This is a genomic window from Quadrisphaera sp. RL12-1S, assembly GCF_014270065.1.
In the GTDB taxonomy this organism is placed as follows: Bacteria; Actinomycetota; Actinomycetes; order Actinomycetales; family Quadrisphaeraceae; genus Quadrisphaera.
In genome coordinates this window covers 158,110-175,053 of record NZ_JACNME010000006.1, presented here as the reverse complement: position 1 = coordinate 175,053, position 16,944 = coordinate 158,110, and the positions used below count along the sequence as shown (strand labels likewise).

The 16,944-nt window shown below is 75.7% G+C and carries 16 protein-coding genes; 8 read left to right on the top strand and 8 right to left on the bottom strand.

Annotated features, from left to right (window positions below; translation table 11 throughout):
* Positions 1 to 122: 122 nt before the first annotated feature.
* Positions 123 to 1,439, bottom strand: a complete 1,317-nt coding sequence (locus tag H7K62_RS13355; protein WP_186718968.1) for an ABC transporter substrate-binding protein — start codon at positions 1,437 to 1,439, stop codon at positions 123 to 125.
* 294 nt (positions 1,440 to 1,733) lie between these two features.
* Between H7K62_RS13355 and H7K62_RS13350 the strand changes: the two genes are divergently transcribed.
* Positions 1,734 to 2,717, top strand: a complete 984-nt coding sequence (locus tag H7K62_RS13350; protein WP_186718967.1) for a LacI family DNA-binding transcriptional regulator — start codon at positions 1,734 to 1,736, stop codon at positions 2,715 to 2,717.
* A gap of 80 nt (positions 2,718 to 2,797) precedes the next feature.
* Positions 2,798 to 3,796, top strand: a complete 999-nt coding sequence (locus tag H7K62_RS13345) for an SDR family oxidoreductase (RefSeq protein ID WP_186718966.1) — start codon at positions 2,798 to 2,800, stop codon at positions 3,794 to 3,796.
* Here H7K62_RS13345 and H7K62_RS13340 read toward each other — a convergent pair.
* Complete coding sequence (locus H7K62_RS13340) at positions 3,789 to 4,925, bottom strand: FAD-dependent oxidoreductase (protein ID WP_186718965.1); 1,137 nt, start codon at positions 4,923 to 4,925, stop codon at positions 3,789 to 3,791. The two genes, H7K62_RS13345 and H7K62_RS13340, sit on opposite strands and share 8 nt — an antisense overlap.
* A gap of 129 nt (positions 4,926 to 5,054) precedes the next feature.
* On the opposite strand from H7K62_RS13340, the gene H7K62_RS13335 reads away from it, so the two are divergent.
* On the top strand, positions 5,055 to 6,641 hold the full coding sequence (locus H7K62_RS13335; protein WP_186718964.1) for a methyl-accepting chemotaxis protein: 1,587 nt from the start codon (positions 5,055 to 5,057) through the stop codon (positions 6,639 to 6,641).
* Positions 6,642 to 6,662: 21 nt separating this feature from the next.
* Here the strand turns inward: H7K62_RS13335 and H7K62_RS13330 are convergent, their stop codons facing one another.
* Positions 6,663 to 6,950, bottom strand: a complete 288-nt coding sequence (locus tag H7K62_RS13330; RefSeq protein WP_186718963.1) for a hypothetical protein — start codon at positions 6,948 to 6,950, stop codon at positions 6,663 to 6,665.
* A 271-nt stretch (positions 6,951 to 7,221) separates the two neighbouring features.
* Here H7K62_RS13330 and H7K62_RS13325 point away from each other — a divergent pair, with 271 nt between their 5' ends.
* Positions 7,222 to 8,202, top strand: a complete 981-nt coding sequence (locus H7K62_RS13325) for a hypothetical protein (protein ID WP_186718962.1) — start codon at positions 7,222 to 7,224, stop codon at positions 8,200 to 8,202.
* A gap of 25 nt (positions 8,203 to 8,227) precedes the next feature.
* On the opposite strand, the gene H7K62_RS23970 is transcribed toward H7K62_RS13325, so the two are convergent.
* Together H7K62_RS23970 and H7K62_RS13315 are read right to left on the bottom strand one after the other, a co-directional pair.
* Entirely contained in the window at positions 8,228 to 9,676 is a 1,449-nt protein-coding gene (locus H7K62_RS23970) for a sensor histidine kinase (protein ID WP_186718960.1), read from the bottom strand.
* Positions 9,673 to 10,479, bottom strand: a complete 807-nt coding sequence (locus H7K62_RS13315; RefSeq protein WP_222437566.1) for a response regulator transcription factor — start codon at positions 10,477 to 10,479, stop codon at positions 9,673 to 9,675. Before H7K62_RS13315 ends, H7K62_RS23970 begins: the two co-directional genes overlap by 4 nt.
* Positions 10,480 to 10,665: 186 nt before the next feature.
* On the opposite strand from H7K62_RS13315, the gene H7K62_RS13310 reads away from it, so the two are divergent.
* Positions 10,666 to 11,094 (top strand): hypothetical protein, encoded by a 429-nt coding sequence (locus H7K62_RS13310; protein WP_186718958.1) that lies wholly within the window; start codon positions 10,666 to 10,668, stop codon positions 11,092 to 11,094.
* Between the two features lie 90 nt (positions 11,095 to 11,184).
* Here the strand turns inward: H7K62_RS13310 and H7K62_RS13305 are convergent, their stop codons facing one another.
* Both H7K62_RS13305 and H7K62_RS23965 read right to left on the bottom strand, forming a co-directional pair.
* Positions 11,185 to 11,388, bottom strand: a complete 204-nt coding sequence (locus H7K62_RS13305; protein ID WP_186718956.1) for a hypothetical protein — start codon at positions 11,386 to 11,388, stop codon at positions 11,185 to 11,187.
* Between the two features lie 160 nt (positions 11,389 to 11,548).
* Positions 11,549 to 11,977 (bottom strand): MarR family winged helix-turn-helix transcriptional regulator, encoded by a 429-nt coding sequence (locus H7K62_RS23965; protein WP_186718955.1) that lies wholly within the window; start codon positions 11,975 to 11,977, stop codon positions 11,549 to 11,551.
* A gap of 110 nt (positions 11,978 to 12,087) precedes the next feature.
* Between H7K62_RS23965 and H7K62_RS13295 the strand changes: the two genes are divergently transcribed.
* A complete protein-coding gene (locus tag H7K62_RS13295) occupies positions 12,088 to 13,641 on the top strand; it encodes an MFS transporter (RefSeq protein WP_186718950.1) in 1,554 nt (517 codons plus the stop codon).
* Between the two features lie 71 nt (positions 13,642 to 13,712).
* On the opposite strand, the gene H7K62_RS13290 is transcribed toward H7K62_RS13295, so the two are convergent.
* Positions 13,713 to 14,309, bottom strand: coding sequence for a hypothetical protein (locus H7K62_RS13290; protein WP_186718948.1), 597 nt, complete (start codon positions 14,307 to 14,309; stop codon positions 13,713 to 13,715).
* A gap of 166 nt (positions 14,310 to 14,475) precedes the next feature.
* Between H7K62_RS13290 and H7K62_RS13285 the strand changes: the two genes are divergently transcribed.
* Together H7K62_RS13285 and H7K62_RS13280 are read left to right on the top strand one after the other, a co-directional pair.
* Positions 14,476 to 15,243, top strand: coding sequence for a response regulator transcription factor (locus H7K62_RS13285; RefSeq protein ID WP_186718946.1), 768 nt, complete (start codon positions 14,476 to 14,478; stop codon positions 15,241 to 15,243).
* The gene (locus H7K62_RS13280) at positions 15,240 to 16,892 is read left to right on the top strand and encodes a sensor histidine kinase (protein WP_370591764.1); all 1,653 of its coding nucleotides are present in this window, start codon (positions 15,240 to 15,242) and stop codon (positions 16,890 to 16,892) included. Before H7K62_RS13285 ends, H7K62_RS13280 begins: the two co-directional genes overlap by 4 nt.
* The last annotated feature ends 52 nt before the right edge of the window (positions 16,893 to 16,944 follow it).

The following is a 16,944-nucleotide window of genomic DNA, read 5'->3' as shown; positions in this document are numbered from 1 at the left end:
GGCTGGAGGTGCTGGTGCGGTGGAGGCCCGGGGCAGGTGCGCGGCTGGAGGCGCGCACCCGCCCGGGCGCCAGGGACTCCCGGCGGTGGCTGCGTGGGGGGCGCAGCCACCGCCGGGAGGGCTCAGCCGGCCAGGGCCGCGGTGATGGCGTCGTTCTCGCTCTTCAGCCGGGACGCGTCAGGGGTGCCGTAGACCTGGTCGCGCAGCAGGGTCAGCCAGGGGCTTCCCGCTGCGTTGAAGGCGGTCTGGAAGTTCGGCGCGTAGGGCGTCTTGCTGTCCGCGGCGGAGGCGACCTTGTTGATGACCGCCAGGCGCGGGTCGGCCTGGCTGTACTGGTTGTCCGCGAGGTCCGAGCGCGACGGCGTGGTGCCGTTCTTGGCCAGGACGTCCACCTGGGCCTTCTCGGACATCAGCCACGACAGGAAGTTCCAGGCCTGGTCGGAGGCCTTGGAGTCCTTGGAGATGCCGATCCCGTCACCACCGATGAACGTCGACCCGCCGCCGTTCACACCGGGGATGGGGGCGACACCCACGTCGACGGTCTTGGCCACGGTGGACAGCAGGGTGGCCGGGTAGGGCATCACGCCGACCTGGCCCTTCTGGAAGGCGGCCGTCCAGGTGGCGCCGGTCTCGTCCTTGGCCCCGGGGGCGATGGCGCCGGCGGCGTTGAGGTCGTGCCAGGTGGAGTAGACCTGCTGGGCGGCCTCGCCGTCGAGCTTCGACTGGGTGCCCTCGGGGTTCATGACGTCCTGGCCGCTGGCCCACACCATGGGGAACCAGGTGAAGACGTTGCAGCCACCGCAGTTGCCGCCGAAGTAGGTGCCGTAGGTGTCGGCCTTGCCGAGCTTCTGCACGGCCTCGGCCTGCGACGTGAACTCCGCGAGGGTGGTCGGACCCTTGTCGGGGTCGAGCCCGGCCTCCTTGTAGAGGGTCTTGTTCCACATCATCACGGACAGGTCGAGCACGAACGGGAGCACGTACTCCTTGTCCTCGTACGTGCCAGCGCTCAGGTGGCCCTTGTTGATGCTGTCCTTCTCGGGCAGCGCGTCGATGTTGGCCGTGATGTCCTTGAACAGGCCCTGGGAGGTCCAGTTGGGCACGTACACGATGTCCGCGGCGAACAGGTCCGGCAGCCCACCGCTGCCGGCGGCAGCACCGACCTTGGTGACGTAGTCGTCGTTGGGCACGACCGTCAGGTCGACCTGGTTCTTGTGGGTGCTGTTGTAGGCCTGCACCAGGGCCTTGGCCTGGAGCTCCAGCGGGGCGCGGGTCCACAGCGTGAGCTTGGTGCCGTCGTCGGTGCCCTCGGGGCTGGTGACGCTGGCGGAGGCGCCGGGGCTCGACGCGCTCCCTCCGCCGCAGGCCGCCAGGCCGATGGCCAGGCCGGCGACCGCCACGGCGGCGATGGCGCCGCGCAGTCGGCCCGTGTGGTTCCTCATGTGCTCCTCCTCGAGCAGGTCGCACGCCGGCGCGGTCGGCCGATGCGAAAGGTGTTTCGGAACGTTTCCGTCACGGTCGTTCTCCGAGTACGCTGCTCAGCAGGCGTTCCGCTGTTGGGCCGCGATCTCTTCGAAACCATACTTAACCGCTTTCGGAGAGCATGCTGGTGAGCCCGCGGCGTGTCAAGGACTTCGCGCGAACAGGTGGGGGCTCAGGTGGGGCAGGAGCAGCAGGCGGCGGCTGACGAGGGCTCTCCAGGCCGGGCCGTTCCCCGTCCGGCGACGCTGCGGGACGTGGCGCGACTGGCCGAGGTCTCCACCGCCACCGCCTCCAAGGCGCTGAACGACCGCCCTGACGTGAGCCCCGCCACGCGCGCGCGGGTGCTCGCCGCCGCCGAGCGGCTGTCCTTCTCGCCCAACGCGGTGGCCCGCAGCCTGTCGGAGGGCCGGACCGGAACGGTCGGCCTGCTGACCTCGGACCTGGAGGGCCGGTTCTCCCTGCCGATCCTCATGGGCGCCGAGGACGCGCTCGGAGCGAGCTCGACGTCGGTCTTCCTGTGCGACGCGCGCGGTGACGCCATCAGGGAGCAGCACCACCTGCGCGCCCTCCTCTCGCGCCAGGTGGACGGGCTCATCGTGGTGGGCGCGAGACCCGACTCCCGCCCGTCGATCGGACGAGACCTGCCCGTGCCGGTGGTCTACGCGTACTCCCCCTCGGAAGACCCCCGGGACCTCTCCCTCGTCTGCGACAACACCGCTGGTGGGGCGCAGGCTGTCGACCACCTCCTGTCGCTGGGGCGCTCGCGCGTCGCGCACATCACGGGCGACCCCGGGTACGGGGCCGCCCACGACCGCGCCCGCGGTGCGCTCGCCAGGCTCGAGGACGCCGGTCTGGGGCTCGCCGGAGACGAGGTGCTCTTCGGGGACTGGACCGAGAGCTGGGGGAGAGGGGCCACCCGCCTGCTCCTGCAGCGCGCCCATGACGTCGACGCCGTCTTCGCCGGATCCGACCAGATCGCCCGCGGGGTGCTGGATGCGCTCCACGAGGCCGGTCGGCGCATCCCTCGCGACGTCGCCGTGGTCGGCTTCGACAACTGGGAGGCGCTGGCCGCTGAGTCGCGCCCCGCGCTGACCACCGTCGACATGCAGCTGGAGGCGCTCGGACGGCGAGCGGCTGAGCGCCTGTCCGCCGCCATCGACGGTCGGAGGCAGGCGACGGGGGTCGAGCAGCTGCCGTGCCGGTTGGTGCAGCGGCACTCCAGCGCCGTGGTCGACTGAGCTGCGGGCCACCCGGACGCGGACAGGGGCCTCCCGAGATCCACCTGCGGGTGCTGGCCACCGGGGGCAGGGTGAGGGGCATGGCCACGCCCCTGCGGATCCTCTTCATCGGCGGCACCGGCATCATCAGCTCCGCCGCGTCCGCGCTCGCCGTGGAGCGCGGGCACGAGCTGCACGTGCTCAACCGCGGCACCACGTCCCTGCGCCCGCTGCCGGAGGGGGCCGTGCGGCACACCGCCGACGTCCGCGACCCCGCCGCCGCGCGCGAGGCCCTGGGGGACCTCGAGTTCGACGCCGTCGTCGACTGGCTCTCCTTCACCCCCGACCACGTGCGCACCGCCACCGACCTCGTGCGCGGCCGCACGGGGCAGTACGTGTTCATCTCCTCGGCCTCGGCGTACCAGACGCCGCCGGAGCGGCTTCCCGTCACCGAGTCCACGCCGCTGCGCAACCCGTTCTGGCAGTACTCCCGCGACAAGATCGCCTGCGAGGACCTCCTCACCTCCCTCTACCGGGAGGAGGGCTTCCCCGTGACCGTGGTGCGCCCGTCCCACACCTACGACCGCACGCTCGTGCCCTTCGACGGCGGCTGGTCGTTCGTGGAGCGGATGCGGCGCGGCCAGCCCGTCGTCGTCCCCGGTGACGGCACGTCGCTGTGGACCCTCACCCACCACACGGACTTCGCGGGGGCGCTCCTGCCGCTGCTCGCCCAGCCGAGGGCGCTGGGGGAGGCCTTCCACATCACCGGCGACGACGCCTGGACCTGGGACCAGATCGCCCGGGCCCTGGCCCGCGCCGCCGGGGTGGCCGACCCCGAGCTGGTCCACGTGCCCTCGGACGCCATCAACGCCGTGGACCCCGAGTGGGGCGCCGGGCTGCTGGGCGACAAGGCCCACTCGATGGTCTTCGACAACAGCAAGGTGAAGGCCCTCGCCCCCGGCTGGCGCGCGGTGGTGCCCTTCGAGCGCGGGGCCGAGGAGATCGTCGCCTGGCACGACGCCGACCCCGCCCGCCGCGCGGTGGACCAGCGGTGGAACGGCGTGGTCGACGGCCTGGTGGAGCGCTTCCGGGTCAGCTGACCCGGAACCTGTCCGGCACGACGCCGGCGCCCGTCGCTGCGTCAGCGGCCAGCTCTCCCAGCAGCGGTGCGAACTTGGCCCCGTGCCCGGAGCACGCGGAGACCACGGTGACGCCGTCCGCCCCGTCGATGACGAAGTCCTCCGCCGGCGTGCTCGTGTACAGGCACGTGGTCTCCGCGTACGGCTCGAGCACCGCGCCCGGCAGGTGCCGCGCCGCGTGCGCGAGCAGCCGCTCGCGGCCCGCGGGGTCGACGACGCCGGACCGGTGAGCGGCCGAGGGGATCCGCGGGCCCGTGGCGTGCTCGGCGACCTTGAGGCCGCGGAACCCCGCGTCGCGCCCGCCCGGCAGCGCGTAGACCGCCGGCCCGGTGGTGCCCTGGTGGATGACGGTCGGCCACGCGTCGTGCGCGCGGGCGTCCCGGTAGGGCAGGTGGAGGGCGCTCTCCTGCGTCACCACCAGCGGCGGCAGCGCGGCCAGGAACCGCGCCGGCAGCCCGAGGGCGGGCAGCAGGTCGGGCAGCCAGCCCCCCGCGGCGACGATTACGTGCGCCGCCTCCAGCGCCCGCCCGTCACCGGACCGCGCGGTGAAGCGGGTGCGCGGTCCGCTCCCGGTGCGCTCGAGCGAGGACAGCGGCCAGGAGGTGAGCACGCGCGCACCGTGCGCCTCGGCCTGGGCGACCGCGGCGCGCACCGTCGCCTCGGCGTCCACCACCGCCCCGCCCGGCTGGTGGAGCACCTCACCGTCCGCGGCGACCTGCGGCCACCTCGCCCGCGCCCGCGCGGCGGTCAGCACCTCGTGCTCGACCCCGACCTCGGCCAGCACCCGCGCCAGCGCCCGGGGGTCCCGGCCGGGCCCGTGGTCGAGCGCGGGCGCCGGCGTGAGCAGCGACGTCCCCGCTGCCGCCTCGAGCTCGCGCCACCCGTCGAGGGCGCGCACCACGAGGCGGGCGTAGAGCGCCTCGGGGTAGGCGAAGCGGAGGATGCGCGCCGAGCCGTGGGAGCTGCCGTCCGCGGCGGCCGGACGGGTGCGGTCGACGAGGGTGACCTCGTGCCCGCGCTGCGCCAGCCGCCAGGCGGTGCTGGCCCCCGCCAGCCCTGCCCCGACGACGAGGTGGTGGGTGTCGCTCACCGCTCCACTGTGCCCCACTGTGCCCTGTGACCAGCGGTGATGTCGATCATGGCGGTGCGGTCCAGTCCGCCTCGGGGGCTGCCGACACCTGAGGTGGAAGCCGCTCGACCAGCCCCGGGGGACACCGCCATGGCACGTCTGCGCGATCTCAAGGTCGCTACCAAGCTCTTCGCCGCGTTCGGCGTCGTCTGCGTGCTCCTGCTGGTGGTGCTGAGCATCGGGGCCCTGCGCCTGTCGCAGGCCCAGGAGCGGCTCGACGCCATGTACTCCGGCAACCTCGTCTCCCTCGAGGCGCTCGCCGCGACCCGCCTGGACATCCAGCTGCTGCGCCAGGACACCTCCCGCGCGCAGGCCGGCATGAACGACCCCCAGACGATGAAGCTGGCCCTGGACGGCAACGCCGAGCACGAGGCGGCCCTCCTGGCGGACTGGCAGCGCTACGACGGCGGGCGCACCGGCGCCAGCGCCGCCCAGCGGGCGACGGCGTGGGACGCGGTCGGGAGGTGGCGCGAGGCTCGCAAGGCCCTGTTCACCTACACCCAGGCCAAGGACAACGCCGGCTACGTCAAGCAGCGCGACGAGGTCGTCACGCCGCTGACCAAGACCGTGTCCGAGCAGATGGACGGCCTCTACACCGCGGAGCTGGACAGCGGTGCCGCGGCGGCGGCGGCCGGGCACCGGGCGTTCCGCACGGCGATGGTCCTCATGGCCGCGACGGCCCTGGCCGCGCTGCTGGTCGCTGTGACCGTGGCGGTGGTCCTGGCGCGCTCCATCTCCCGCCCGCTCACCCGCGTGCTCACCGTGGTCGAGGGCCTGTCCCAGGGGCGGCTGGACCAGCGCACCGGCGTGAGCAGCCGCGACGAGGTCGGCCAGCTGGCCGCCGCCACCGACGCCTCGCTCGAGAACCTCGCCGGGGTGGTGCGCAGCATCTCGAGCCGCGCCGACGACCTGGCCCGCACCTCCGAGGGGCTGACCGCCGTGTCCGCCCAGCTGTCGTCGGGCGCTGAGGAGTCCTCCGCCCAGGCGCAGCTGGTGGCCGCGGCCTCCGAGGAGATCTCGGCGTCGATGTCCACCATCGCCGCGGCCGGTGAGGAGATGACCTCGGCGATCGGGGAGATCGCCTCCTCCACGGCCACCGCGGCCCAGACCGCCGCCGGCGCGGTCACCACCGCGCAGTCCGCCGGGCGCATCCTCGACCGGCTCGGCGAGTCCAGCCGCGAGATCGGCGACGTCGTCAAGCTCATCACCACGATCGCCGAGCAGACCAACCTGCTGGCCCTCAACGCGACCATCGAGGCCGCCCGCGCCGGCGAGGCCGGCAAGGGCTTCGCGGTGGTGGCCGGTGAGGTCAAGGACCTGGCCCAGCAGACGGCGAAGGCCACCGAGCAGATCGTGGCCAGGGTGCAGACCGCTCAGGCCGACGCGGCCGACGCGACCGCGGCGATCGAGCAGATCAGCGAGGTCATCGGCCGCATCGACGCGCTGCAGGCCACCGTGGCCTCGGCGGTGGAGGAGCAGTCGGCGACGACGGCAGAGATGGTCCGCTCGGTGCACGAGGTCTCCTCGGGCACCCAGGAGATCAGCCTCAACATCAACGGCGTGGCCGCGGCGTCGCGCCAGACCACCACCAGCGCGTCCTCCACGACGTCCGCTGCCGACGACCTGCAGCGCACCGCCCGCGAGCTGCGCCAGGCGGTGTCGGCCTTCCGGGTCTGAGCGCCGCGGGCCGCCGGGCGGTCACACCTCGAGCGGCTGCGCGACCTCGTCGCGCAGCCGCTCGACGGCCGCGACGAGGGCGTCGCGCCGGCGCTGGGCGCGCCGACCTCGCGGCCAGCTCCGCTCGCTGCCGGCGTGGTCGCCGGCGTGGTCCCCGTCGTGGAGGACGGCCAGGCCGCAGCGGGCGCCCCGCCGCCGCGCCCCGCACGCGGCGGGTGCGCTCAGCGGCGCCTCGTCACCGCCTCCGGCCTCGTGGTGGCCGGAGGGCGTGTCGGGGGTCTCCCCGCTGTCGGTGGGTGCGAAGATCACGGTGGTTCCCCCTCGGAGCGAGCCTCGAGCATCACGCGTCGTGCCCGACGGACCGCGGACGTCGTCGTCGTGCCGCCGTCTGCCCTTCGGGAGCCGCACCGGGACCGCACCGGGACCGCACCGGGGCTGTGGCGGGCCGTTCCGGGCGCCGAGTCCTGAACGCGACCTGAACACAGGCCCCGCCAGGGCCCCGGACGGGCCCTGCGGCCCGTGCACCGCCGCGTCGACGTGCTTAGCGTCTGCTCATGACCGCAGAGCTCAGGGGCGAGTGATGACCCTCCGCGTCGTGTACCGCTCCTACGGGGGAGACAACCGCAAGGGCCGCCCGCAGGGGTACAGCAAGCTGCTGTGCCTGCAGTCGTTCGTGCGCGCCCTCGACGGGGTGGACGCTGACGTGGTCTTCCTCAACGACGGACCGGTGCCCGAGGAGCTGCTCGTGCTCATGCGCCGCGCCGGGCGCGTGCAGCAGCTGGACGGGTCGGGCATGCGCGCCTCGTACTGGGGCGCGCTGCAGCTGGCGACCCGCACCCCGGGCTGGCACGACGACGACGTGGTGTGGTTCAGCGAGGACGACTACCTGTACCGGCCCGACGCGCTGAGCTCCCTGGCCGCGGCGGCGCAGGCCCCCCAGACGGCGTCCGCCGACTACTTCGCCCTCTACGGCTCCACGCCCGGCCGCTCCGTGCTCCGCTCCGACGAGCACGAGCTGCCCGACCCCCGCGGCTGGAGCGCCGGGGCACCGCTGCGCGTGGGGGAGCAGGAGTGGGCGCGGCTGCGCAGCACCGCCTCCACCTTCGGCGCCCGCGTCGGTGCGCTGCGCCAGGACCTGGGCGTCTTCCGCCTGTGCATGGCGGGGCACCGCACCATGCTGCGCGACCACGACACCTGCCTGGTCCTGCAGGGGTTCTCCCCCTACACGGCCGCGGACCTGCTGCGGCCGGTGGTCCAGCCCGTGCTGGGCGGTGGGCGCGGCCTGCGCGGCGCCGTGCGGCACGCGCTGCTGCTGCCCTTCCTGGCGGCCACCGCCCTGCGCTCCCACCGCCGCCCCGGTCGGCGCCGCACCTTCCTGGCCGCGGCGCCCAACCTCGCCACCCACATGGAGACCGGGCGCCTGGCCCCGGGCACGGACTGGGCCCGCACCGTCGAGGAGGTGCGCGTCTGGGCCGCCCGCTCAGCGGCGTCAGACCTCGACGACGACGGGCCCCGCGGCGGCGCAGCAGCGCTGGGCGCGCGGGTCGGCGCCGCGCGCTAGCAGTCCCCCTCGGAGCGCGGCCCGCTCAGGCGCCGGGGACCACGAGGTCCACGGCGCCTCCGCCGTCCGGCCCGGCGGGGTGCGGCACCACGGCGCCGCCCGCGCTGGCGGCCAGCCGCTGCGCCAGGGCCAGGCCCAGCCCGGCGCCGGGGTGGCCGTCGTCCGGGGCACCCCGGAAGCCCGGCTCGAGCACCTGGCCGACCACCGCGGCGGGGATCCCCGCGCCGTCGTCGCGCACGCTGACCACGACGTCGTGCCCCTCCCGGCGGGCGCTGACCGCCACCCGGCCGCGGGCGTGCCGCACGGCGTTGGACAGCAGCGGTGCCACCGCGCGCTCCAGCAGGGCCGCCTCGACACCGGCCGCGAGGCCCTCGGCCAGGTCCAGGGTGACCGCCGGCCCGCCGTCGTCGTGGGAGCCGGGGGGACCGGTGACCTCCTGGACGGCCGCGGCCAGCGCGGACGCCACGTCGCAGCGGCCGGGCGCGGCCGAGCTGGTCCGCGCCGAGGCCAGCAGCGCGTCGACCACCGCGCGCATCCGCCCGGCCGAGGCGTCCAGGGCCGCCAGGGACTCCTCCCGCTCCTGCGCGGTCCGCGACCCCGAGCGCAGCCAGTCGAGCTCGGCCTGCAGCTGGGCCAACGGCGTGCGCAGCTCGTGGGAGAGCTCGGCGGTGAGCAGGCGCTCGTGGCGCAGGACGGCGGCGATGCGCGCCAGGAGGCCGTCGAGGGTGCTGGACAGCTCCGCCAGCTCGGTGGGCCGGTGGTCCTGGCCGAGGCGCTGCTCCGGGTCGTCCGTGCTCCACCGGTCCACCTGGGCGCTCATGCGCGCGACAGGTGCCAGTGCTCGACCGAGGGCCGCCCGCAGCACGAGGTGCACCACCACGAGCAGCCCCAGCCCGGCGAGCGCGCTCGAGACCACCGCCACGTCGCGCAGCCGCGAGTAGGGGTTCAGCGAGGCGCTCATGACCACCACCCCGAGCACGTCGTCGCCGCGCTCGACGGGCAGCGCGAGCAGGCGCACCGGGTCGTCGAGGTCCACCGTGCCGGCCGCGGACCCGTCGCTGCCGGTGCCCTCGCCCGCGAGCGCCTGGCGGGCGAGCGACTCCGCGCCCGCGGTGGCCTCGTCGGCGGCGTCCCACGGTGCCTTGACCACCACGCCCTGGGAGTCGACCAGCCACGTGCCCGTCACCAGGGCGCGGTCGTCAGCGGGGCCGGAGACGCTGAGCTCCCCGTCGGGGCCGGTCTCCAGCGCTGCGGAGGCCGCCTCCGCGCGGGCGAGGAGGGAGTCGTCCGCGGCGCGGCTCAGCGAGGCCGCCACCAGCAGGTTCCCGCCCACGCCCAGGGCCAGCACCCAGCCCGCGGTGACGGCGGTGGCCGACCAGGCCACGCGGTTGCGCAGGCTGCCCGGTCCACGGCGGCCCCGCCGCCAGCGCCGCCGGGGCGGCGCCACGCCCGCGGGCACCTCGACAGCGCTCACGAGAAGCGGTGCCCGACGCCGTGCACGGTGGTGATCTGGTGCGCGCCGCCGCTGGCCGCGGCCACCTTGCGGCGCAGCCGCGCCACGTACTGGTCCAGGGTGTTGTCCGAGACGATCGCCCCGTGCGACCAGCCGGCCGCCGCCAGCGCCTTGCGGCGCACCACCTCGCCGGGCGCGTTGACCAGCACGGCGAGCACGCGGTACTCGGTGGGGGTGAGCGGCTGCTCGACGGTGCCCAGCAGCCGGTGTCCGACCGGGTCCAGGCGCAGCGGCGGGGGAGCGTCCGCGGGCGACGGGGCGCCCTGCGCTGGTCCGGTCCTGCCGGGGGCCACCGCGGCGGGGGCGTCCGCGGGACCCGCCGCTCCGGGGACGAGCGGGGCACCGGCGCGGTGCGCGAGCGCCCCGAGGCGGACCAGCAGCTCCGGGGTGCGGAACGGCTTGGACAGGTAGTCGTCGCCGCCGGCTCCGAAGCCGGAGACGACGTCCTCCACCTGACCGCGCGCGGTGAGGAAGAGCACGGGTGCGGTGATGCCGCGGCTGCGCAGCGCCTGGCAGACGTCGCGCCCGTCGGAGTCGGGCAGGCCGATGTCGAGCACGACCACCGCGAACGGGCAGGCGGGACCGGGCCCGGCCGCGGCCAGCGCCGCCTGGCCGGTGCCGACGGCCTCGACGCGCGCCCCGGCCTCGCCGAGGGCGCGGGCGACCGCGGCCTGCAGCCGGGCGTCGTCCTCGACCAGGAGCACGCTCACCTGCTCCAGGCCGAGGCCCGCGCGGATGGCGCTGGAGGCGTCGGTGGGGGCCACCCGGCGATGATGCGGCACCGGGCGCCCGTCGCGCTGCTCCCTGCGGCGCAGGTCACCCCCTCCGCCGCCCGTCCTCCCCGACAGGCGCAACGCCTCCTTACGGTGTAAGAACGACTCGGCCGTCGCGTCGTCGCGGTGGCAGCGGCGGCAGGTCAGCGCCGCCGGCTCCAGACCGAGGAGGCCGCCGTGGCCCGTTCCGTCTCGTACTCGTCCCGCACCACCTTCCGCACGCGCGCCCGCCAGGGCAGGGCGCTCCCGCTGCGCTTCGTCGCCGCCCTGGTCGGGGCCGTGCTCGTGGTGCTCACCGCGCTGCTCGTGCTCGGACCGGTCCTCGGGCTCGTGGGGGCGGCCGCCAGCGCGGGCCCGCTGCTGTCCGTGCCGGTGGGGGCCATCACCGCGGTCGTGGTCCTGGGCTTCCTGGTGTCGCTGGCCCTGCTCGTGGGTGCGGCGCTCTCGCGCCAGCACTGGCTGTCCTGGACGCTCGCGGTCCTCGCCTGGCTGGTCTCGCTGGTGGCGTCGGTCTGGCCGATCGTCGCGACGGCGAACCAGGCCGTGGACCGCGCCCGGGACATCTGGCCGTGGATCGTGCAGCTGGTGCAGCAGGTCACCTCCTGAGCGCGCTCCCCCTCCGGTGGTGGGGGCGGTGCCGCCGGTGGGTGGGGGGCGTGCTCGGGCAGGGGTGGGCCGCCGTCGCGGGCTGCGGGATCAGCCCTCGGCGCGCTGCGTCCAGCCGATGGCCTGGTCGCGCAGCACCCTCAGCTCCTCGAGCTGGCGCTCGTAGGCGGCCTGGTCGCGGGGGCCGCGCGCCCAGGAGCGGTCGCCGCTGCGGTGGTCGCCCTCGTGCAGGGCGGCCAGCCCGCACTGGTGGCGCAGGCCCTGCCGCGCCCCGCAGCGAACCGTCGGTCCCACAGCGCCCCCCAGGTGCTGCCCCTCGGGCGAGGAGCGTCTGCCGAGGTCCATCCTGTCGGACGCGACCCGCCCGCGGTGCCACCGCGACCAGGCCCCTGGCCCCCCTTCGGCAGACCTGCCGGGCCAGTCGGCGCTCGGGGGTGGTGCTCAGGGGTGGTGCTCAGGGGTGGTGCAGCACCTGGAGCAGGAGGCTGCGCAGCCGGGCCGGGTCCTCGACGGCGGGGAAGACGTCGTCCTCGAGGGAGCGGGCGCGCTCGAAGACCGCAGCGCCCGCCGGTGTGCGGACCACGGTGGAGCGGCGCCGGTCACCGTCGTCGGCCGCGCGGGTCACGAACCCGTCGCGCTCGAGGCGCTCCAGCGTGCGCGACATGGTCTGCGCCGAGACGCGGGCGCCGGTGGCCAGCTCCTTCTGGGACGCGGGGCCCTGCTGCAGCAGGTGCAGCACCACGAGGCCGGCGTGGCTGATGCCGATGCCCGCCAGTGCCAGCTGCCACGAATGCTCGACGCGGCGCGCCGCCGCCGAGAGCAGGCGCCCGGTCGGCCACTCGTCGGTCGCTCCCGGTTCCGCCGGGCGGGCTGGCTGGTCCACGGCTCCCACCCTAGGTCGCGCGGCGGGACCGGCGGGCGGACAACAGTCAGCAGGCTTACTGTTTCCTGGCACACCCGGTGGAGGACACCGCCGACAGCTCTGGAGGAACCGTGCGCAACCGCCGCTGGCTCGGCCTCGTGGCCGTGAGCCTCGCCGTGGCGACGATCATCGTCGACAGCACCATCGTGAACGTCGCGGTGCCGTCGATCGTCACCGACTTCGACGCCGGCCCCACCGACGTCCTGTGGATCCAGGAGTCCTACACCGTCGTCTTCGCGGCGCTGCTCCTGACCTTCGGAGGGCTGGCCGACGCCTACGGCCGCCGCCGGCTGCTGCTCGTCGGCGTCGTCGTCTTCACCGCCGCCTCGGTGCTCGCGGCGCTGGCGCCCAGCGCCGCCGCGCTCATCGGCGCGCGCTTCGTGCAGGGCGTCGGCGGCGCGATGGTGCTGCCGACCACGCTGTCCATCGTCAACGCCACCTTCAGCGGTCGCGAGCGCGGCATCGCCTTCGCGGTGTGGGGCTCCACCATCGGCGGCATGACCGCCGTCGGCCCCCTGCTCGGTGGCTGGCTCACCACCGACCTCTCCTGGCGGTGGGCCTTCGGCATCAACGTCGTCCTCGGGGCCGCGATCGTGGTCGGCACCCTGCTCTTCGTCGACGAGTCCCGCCAGGACGGCCCGCCCCGCCTCGACGTGCGCGGCGCGGTGCTGTCAGCGGTGGCGTGCGGTGCGCTCGTCTTCGGGCTGGTGGAGGGCCGCGAGCTGGGCTGGTGGAGCACGCGCACGGCGCTCGAGGTCGGCTCGTGGACGTGGCCGTGGTCGGTCTCCCCGGTGCCGGTGGCGCTGGCCGTGGCCGTGGTGGCCGGCGCGGTGTTCGTAGCGGTGGAGCGGCGCCGCATCGCCGCCGGAGCCCCCGCCCTGCTCGCCCTGGACCTGCTGGCCATCAGCTCCTTCCGCAACGGCAACCTCGTCGCGCTGGTCGTGGCGCTGGGGGAGTTCGGCATCGTGCTGGTGCTGCCCATCTGGCTGCAGAACGTCCTCGGCTACTCGGCCGTGCAGTCCGGGCTGGTGCTCCTGGCGCTGGCCGGCGGGGCGTTCGTCGCCTCGGGCTTCGCCGGGGCGCAGGCCGGGAAGATCGAGCCGCTCGCCGTGGTGCGCTGGGGGCTGGTCTGCGAGGTGGTGGGCATCGCCGGCATCGGCCTGGTGGTCTCCCGCGACACCACCTGGCTGTCCGTGGTGCCGTTCCTGGCCGTCTACGGGTTCGGGGTGGGCCTGGCGACGGCGCAGCTCACCGGGGTGATCCTGCGGGACGTGCCGGTGGGGGACAGCGGCCGCGCCTCCGGCACCCAGTCGACCTCGCGCCAGCTCGGGTCCGCCCTGGGCATCGCCGTGGTCGGGACGCTGTTCTACTCCACCGCGCAGAGCTCGCTGACGTCCTCCGGAGCGACCGGGCAGGTGGTCAGCGCCGTCGTCGGCTCCTCGGGCGGGGCCATCGCCTCCCTCACCGGAGCGGTGCGGGCCGCCGCCGAGGACGCCTTCTCCGACGGCACCCGGCTGGCGGCGTTCGCCGCCGCGGCCTTCCTGCTGGTCGGCCTGCTGGCCACCCGGTCCCTCGGCGGTCGCGCGGCGACGGCGCCCGAGAGGCAGCCCGCCGCCCGGGGATGAGGGCCGCTCCTGGGCGGCCCCGATGAGGGGGTGGTCGAGGACCGCGCCGGTGGCTCGGCCCGGCCACCGGCTCAGGTGGTGCTGGAGGACGACGACGTCCCGGCCGCGCCGTCCGCGGCGGTGCCGTCGGCCGCCGCACCCCCCTGGTCGGGCAGAGCGCCCGCCTGGCCGGGGTCGGCGGCCCCGCCCTGGGAGGTGCTGCCCTGCTGGCCGAGCTGGCCCTGCTGGCCGGTCCCGCCGCCCTGCGACCCGAAACCGCCCTGGCCCCCGAAGCCGCCCTGGCCGCGCATCCCGCCCGCGCCGCCCGGTCCGCCCTGCTGGAACCCCCCGGCACCGGCCGAGGCGGACGACGGAGCGGTCAGCCGCCCGATCCCCACGCCGCCCAGCAGCCCCGCGGCCAGCGCCCCGGAGGCGATGAGCGCCGTCACCCGGTGACCGCGCCGGACGGGTGGGGCAGGGGCAGGGGCAGGGGCAGAGGTCGAGGCAGAGGCCGGCGGTGCGAACGGCTCCACCGGCGGCGTGCGCCAGCCCGCCCCGGCGCTCGTAGCGCCACCACCTTCGCCACCACCGCCGCCACCGCTGCTGGCGACGCGAGGCGCCTGGGCGGTGGTCGTCCCGGTCGGGGCGGTGTCCGCGGAGGGGAAGCGGTGGGTCTCGTGGGTGCTCATGCCACTGACGGTCGGAGCGGCCGCTGCCGCGCTGCTGGAGGAGACCTGTGCCCCTGCTATGACGCCGGGAGCGGTCCGCCAGGTGCTGCGGCGGCGGCGCCCGCGTCACAGGAACGCCACAGCAGACGTGCAGACAGGTCGGCCCTCGGACTCCGACACTCGTGGCATGACCAGCACGAGCGCGCACCCGGCCGAGCGGCAGAGCGGCACCGACCCCTCGCGGTCGGAGGTGGTGCGCGCCGACGGCAGCCCGGTGCGCGTCCTCGTGGTGGACGACGAGCCGCAGCTCGCCGACCTCGTGGGGATGGCGCTGCGCTTCGAGGGGTGGCAGGTCCGCACCGCCGGCGACGGCGCCTCCGCCCTGCGGGCCGCGCACGAGCTGCGCCCCGACGTCGTCGTCCTCGACGTCATGCTCCCCGACGTCGACGGCCTCACCCTGCTGCGCCGCCTGCGCGAGGAGGTGCCGGAGGTGCCGGTGCTGTTCCTCACGGCGAAGGACTCGGTGGAGGACCGCATCGCCGGGATCCGCGCCGGAGGGGACGACTACGTCACCAAGCCGTTCAGCCTCGAGGAGGTCATCGCGCGGCTGCGGGGCCTGGTCCGCCGGGCGGGCGTGCTGGCCCGGCCCGAGGACCCGCGCCTGCGAGTCGGCGACCTCACCATGGACGAGGAGGGCCACGAGGTCCACCGCGGCGAGGACGAGGTGGTGCTCACCGCCACCGAGTTCGAGCTGCTGCGGCTGCTCATGCGGAACCCCCGCCGCGTGCTCAGCAAGGCGCACATCCTGGACCGCGTGTGGAACTACGACTTCGGGGGCCAGGCCAACGTGGTGGAGCTGTACATCTCCTACCTGCGCAAGAAGGTGGATGCCGGCCGCAAGCCCATGATCCACACCGTGCGCGGCGTCGGGTACGTGCTCAAGCCCACCCCGTGACCGCACCGGTGACCCACCCGACCCCGCCGGTCCCACCGGCCCACCGGGGGTGGCTGCGCCCGGTGGGGGAGTGGTCGCTGCGCACCCAGCTGGTGGTCGCCCTGGTCGTGCTCGTGGCCGTGGTCTGCGCCCTCGTCGGCGCCGCGACCGTGGTGGCGCTGCGCCACCTGCAGCTGCAGCAGCTCGACTCCCAGCTGGTCGCCTCCGCCCAGCGCGCCCCCGGTGGAGGCGACCGCTTCCGCTCGTTCCCGCCGCAGTTCAGCGACCGCTGCCCGTCGTCGTCCGCCGACGAGCAGGCCGCCGCCGACGGGCTCGGCTTCCTCCTCGCGCCCGGGCAGGTGCCCGGCACGCTGGCGGCCCGCGTGGTGGACGGCCGCGTCACCGCCGCGGCCTCCCTCGCGGGGTACTGCGCGCAGGCGGTGAGCAGCGGCGACGCCGCCGCGCTCGCGGGCGTCGCCGTCGGGGCGCAGCCCCAGACCGTCCAGGTCGGTGGGCTCGGCGCGTACCGCGTGGTCGCGGTGGCCGCGAGGGACGACGACGGCGGTGGCCGCGGCACGAGCTCGAGCGCCGGCACCGGCGTGCTCGTCACCGGCGTCCCGCTGGCCGGCCTCCAGGCCACCCAGAGCCGGCTCGTCCAGGTGGAGGTGGCCGTCGCGCTGCTCGCCATGCTGCTGGCGGGGCTGGCGGCGGCCGCGGTCGTCCGCCGGTCGCTGCGCCCCCTGCGGCGCGTCGCGGCCACGGCCGCGCAGGTCAGCGCCATGCCGCTGGACCGCGGCGAGGTGGACCTCGGCGTGCGCGTCCCGGAGCGCGACACCGACCGGCGCACCGAGGTCGGCCAGGTGGGCGCGGCGCTGGACACCCTGCTCACCCACGTCGGCTCCGCGCTGGCGGCACGGCACGAGAGCGAGCTGCGCGTGCGGCAGTTCGTGGCCGACGCCAGCCACGAGCTGCGCACGCCGCTCGCCTCGATCCGCGGCTACGCCGAGCTGGTCGCGCGGGGCCCCGACGTGCTGCCGCCCACGGCCGCGCACGCCCTGGGCCGGGTCGAGTCCGAGGCGAAGCGCATGACCGGCCTGGTCGAGGACCTGCTGCTGCTGGCCCGCCTCGACGCCGGCCGCCCGCTGGAGACCGACCTGGTGGACCTGTCCCGGCTGCTGCTGGACGCCGTCAGCGACGCCTCCGCCGCCGGCCGGGACCACGTCTGGCGCCTCGACCTGCCCGCCGAGCCGGTGGAGGTGGTGGGCGACTCCGCCCGCCTGCAGCAGGTGGTGGTCAACCTCCTCACCAACGCGCGCACCCACACCCCGCCGGGCACCACCGTCACCGCGGGGCTCGCGACCTCGGGTCCCGACCAGGTGGTGCTGTCGGTGCTGGACGACGGCCCGGGCATCCCGGCCTACCTCCTCCCGCACATCTTCGACAGGTTCGCCCGAGGAGACGGCTCCCGGTCCCGCGCGGCGGGCAGCAGCGGCCTGGGCCTGTCCATCGTGTCCGCGATCGTGACGTCCACGGGTGGCAGCGTGGACGTCACCACCCGCCCCGGGCAGACGGCGTTCCTGGTCCGCCTGCCGGTCGCCCCGCTGGACACCGACGACGACGTCGACGACGTCGACCACGTCGAGGGTGCGCAGGCCGCAGGCGGCGCATAGCCCGGCCACAGCGGTGGCGGAGAGCCGCCCCAGCGCCCGGTCCGAGGTTCCT

Coding starts and splice junctions, on each gene's coding strand:
- H7K62_RS13335 (WP_186718964.1), top strand. CDS start 5,055: ATGGCACGTCTGCGCGATCTCAAGGTCGCTACCAAGCTCTTCGCCGCG.
- H7K62_RS13325 (WP_186718962.1), top strand. CDS start 7,222: ATGACCCTCCGCGTCGTGTACCGCTCCTACGGGGGAGACAACCGCAAG.
- H7K62_RS13355 (WP_186718968.1), bottom strand. CDS start 1,439: ATGAGGAACCACACGGGCCGACTGCGCGGCGCCATCGCCGCCGTGGCG.
- H7K62_RS13345 (WP_186718966.1), top strand. CDS start 2,798: ATGGCCACGCCCCTGCGGATCCTCTTCATCGGCGGCACCGGCATCATC.
- H7K62_RS13290 (WP_186718948.1), bottom strand. CDS start 14,309: ATGAGCACCCACGAGACCCACCGCTTCCCCTCCGCGGACACCGCCCCG.
- H7K62_RS13285 (WP_186718946.1), top strand. CDS start 14,476: ATGACCAGCACGAGCGCGCACCCGGCCGAGCGGCAGAGCGGCACCGAC.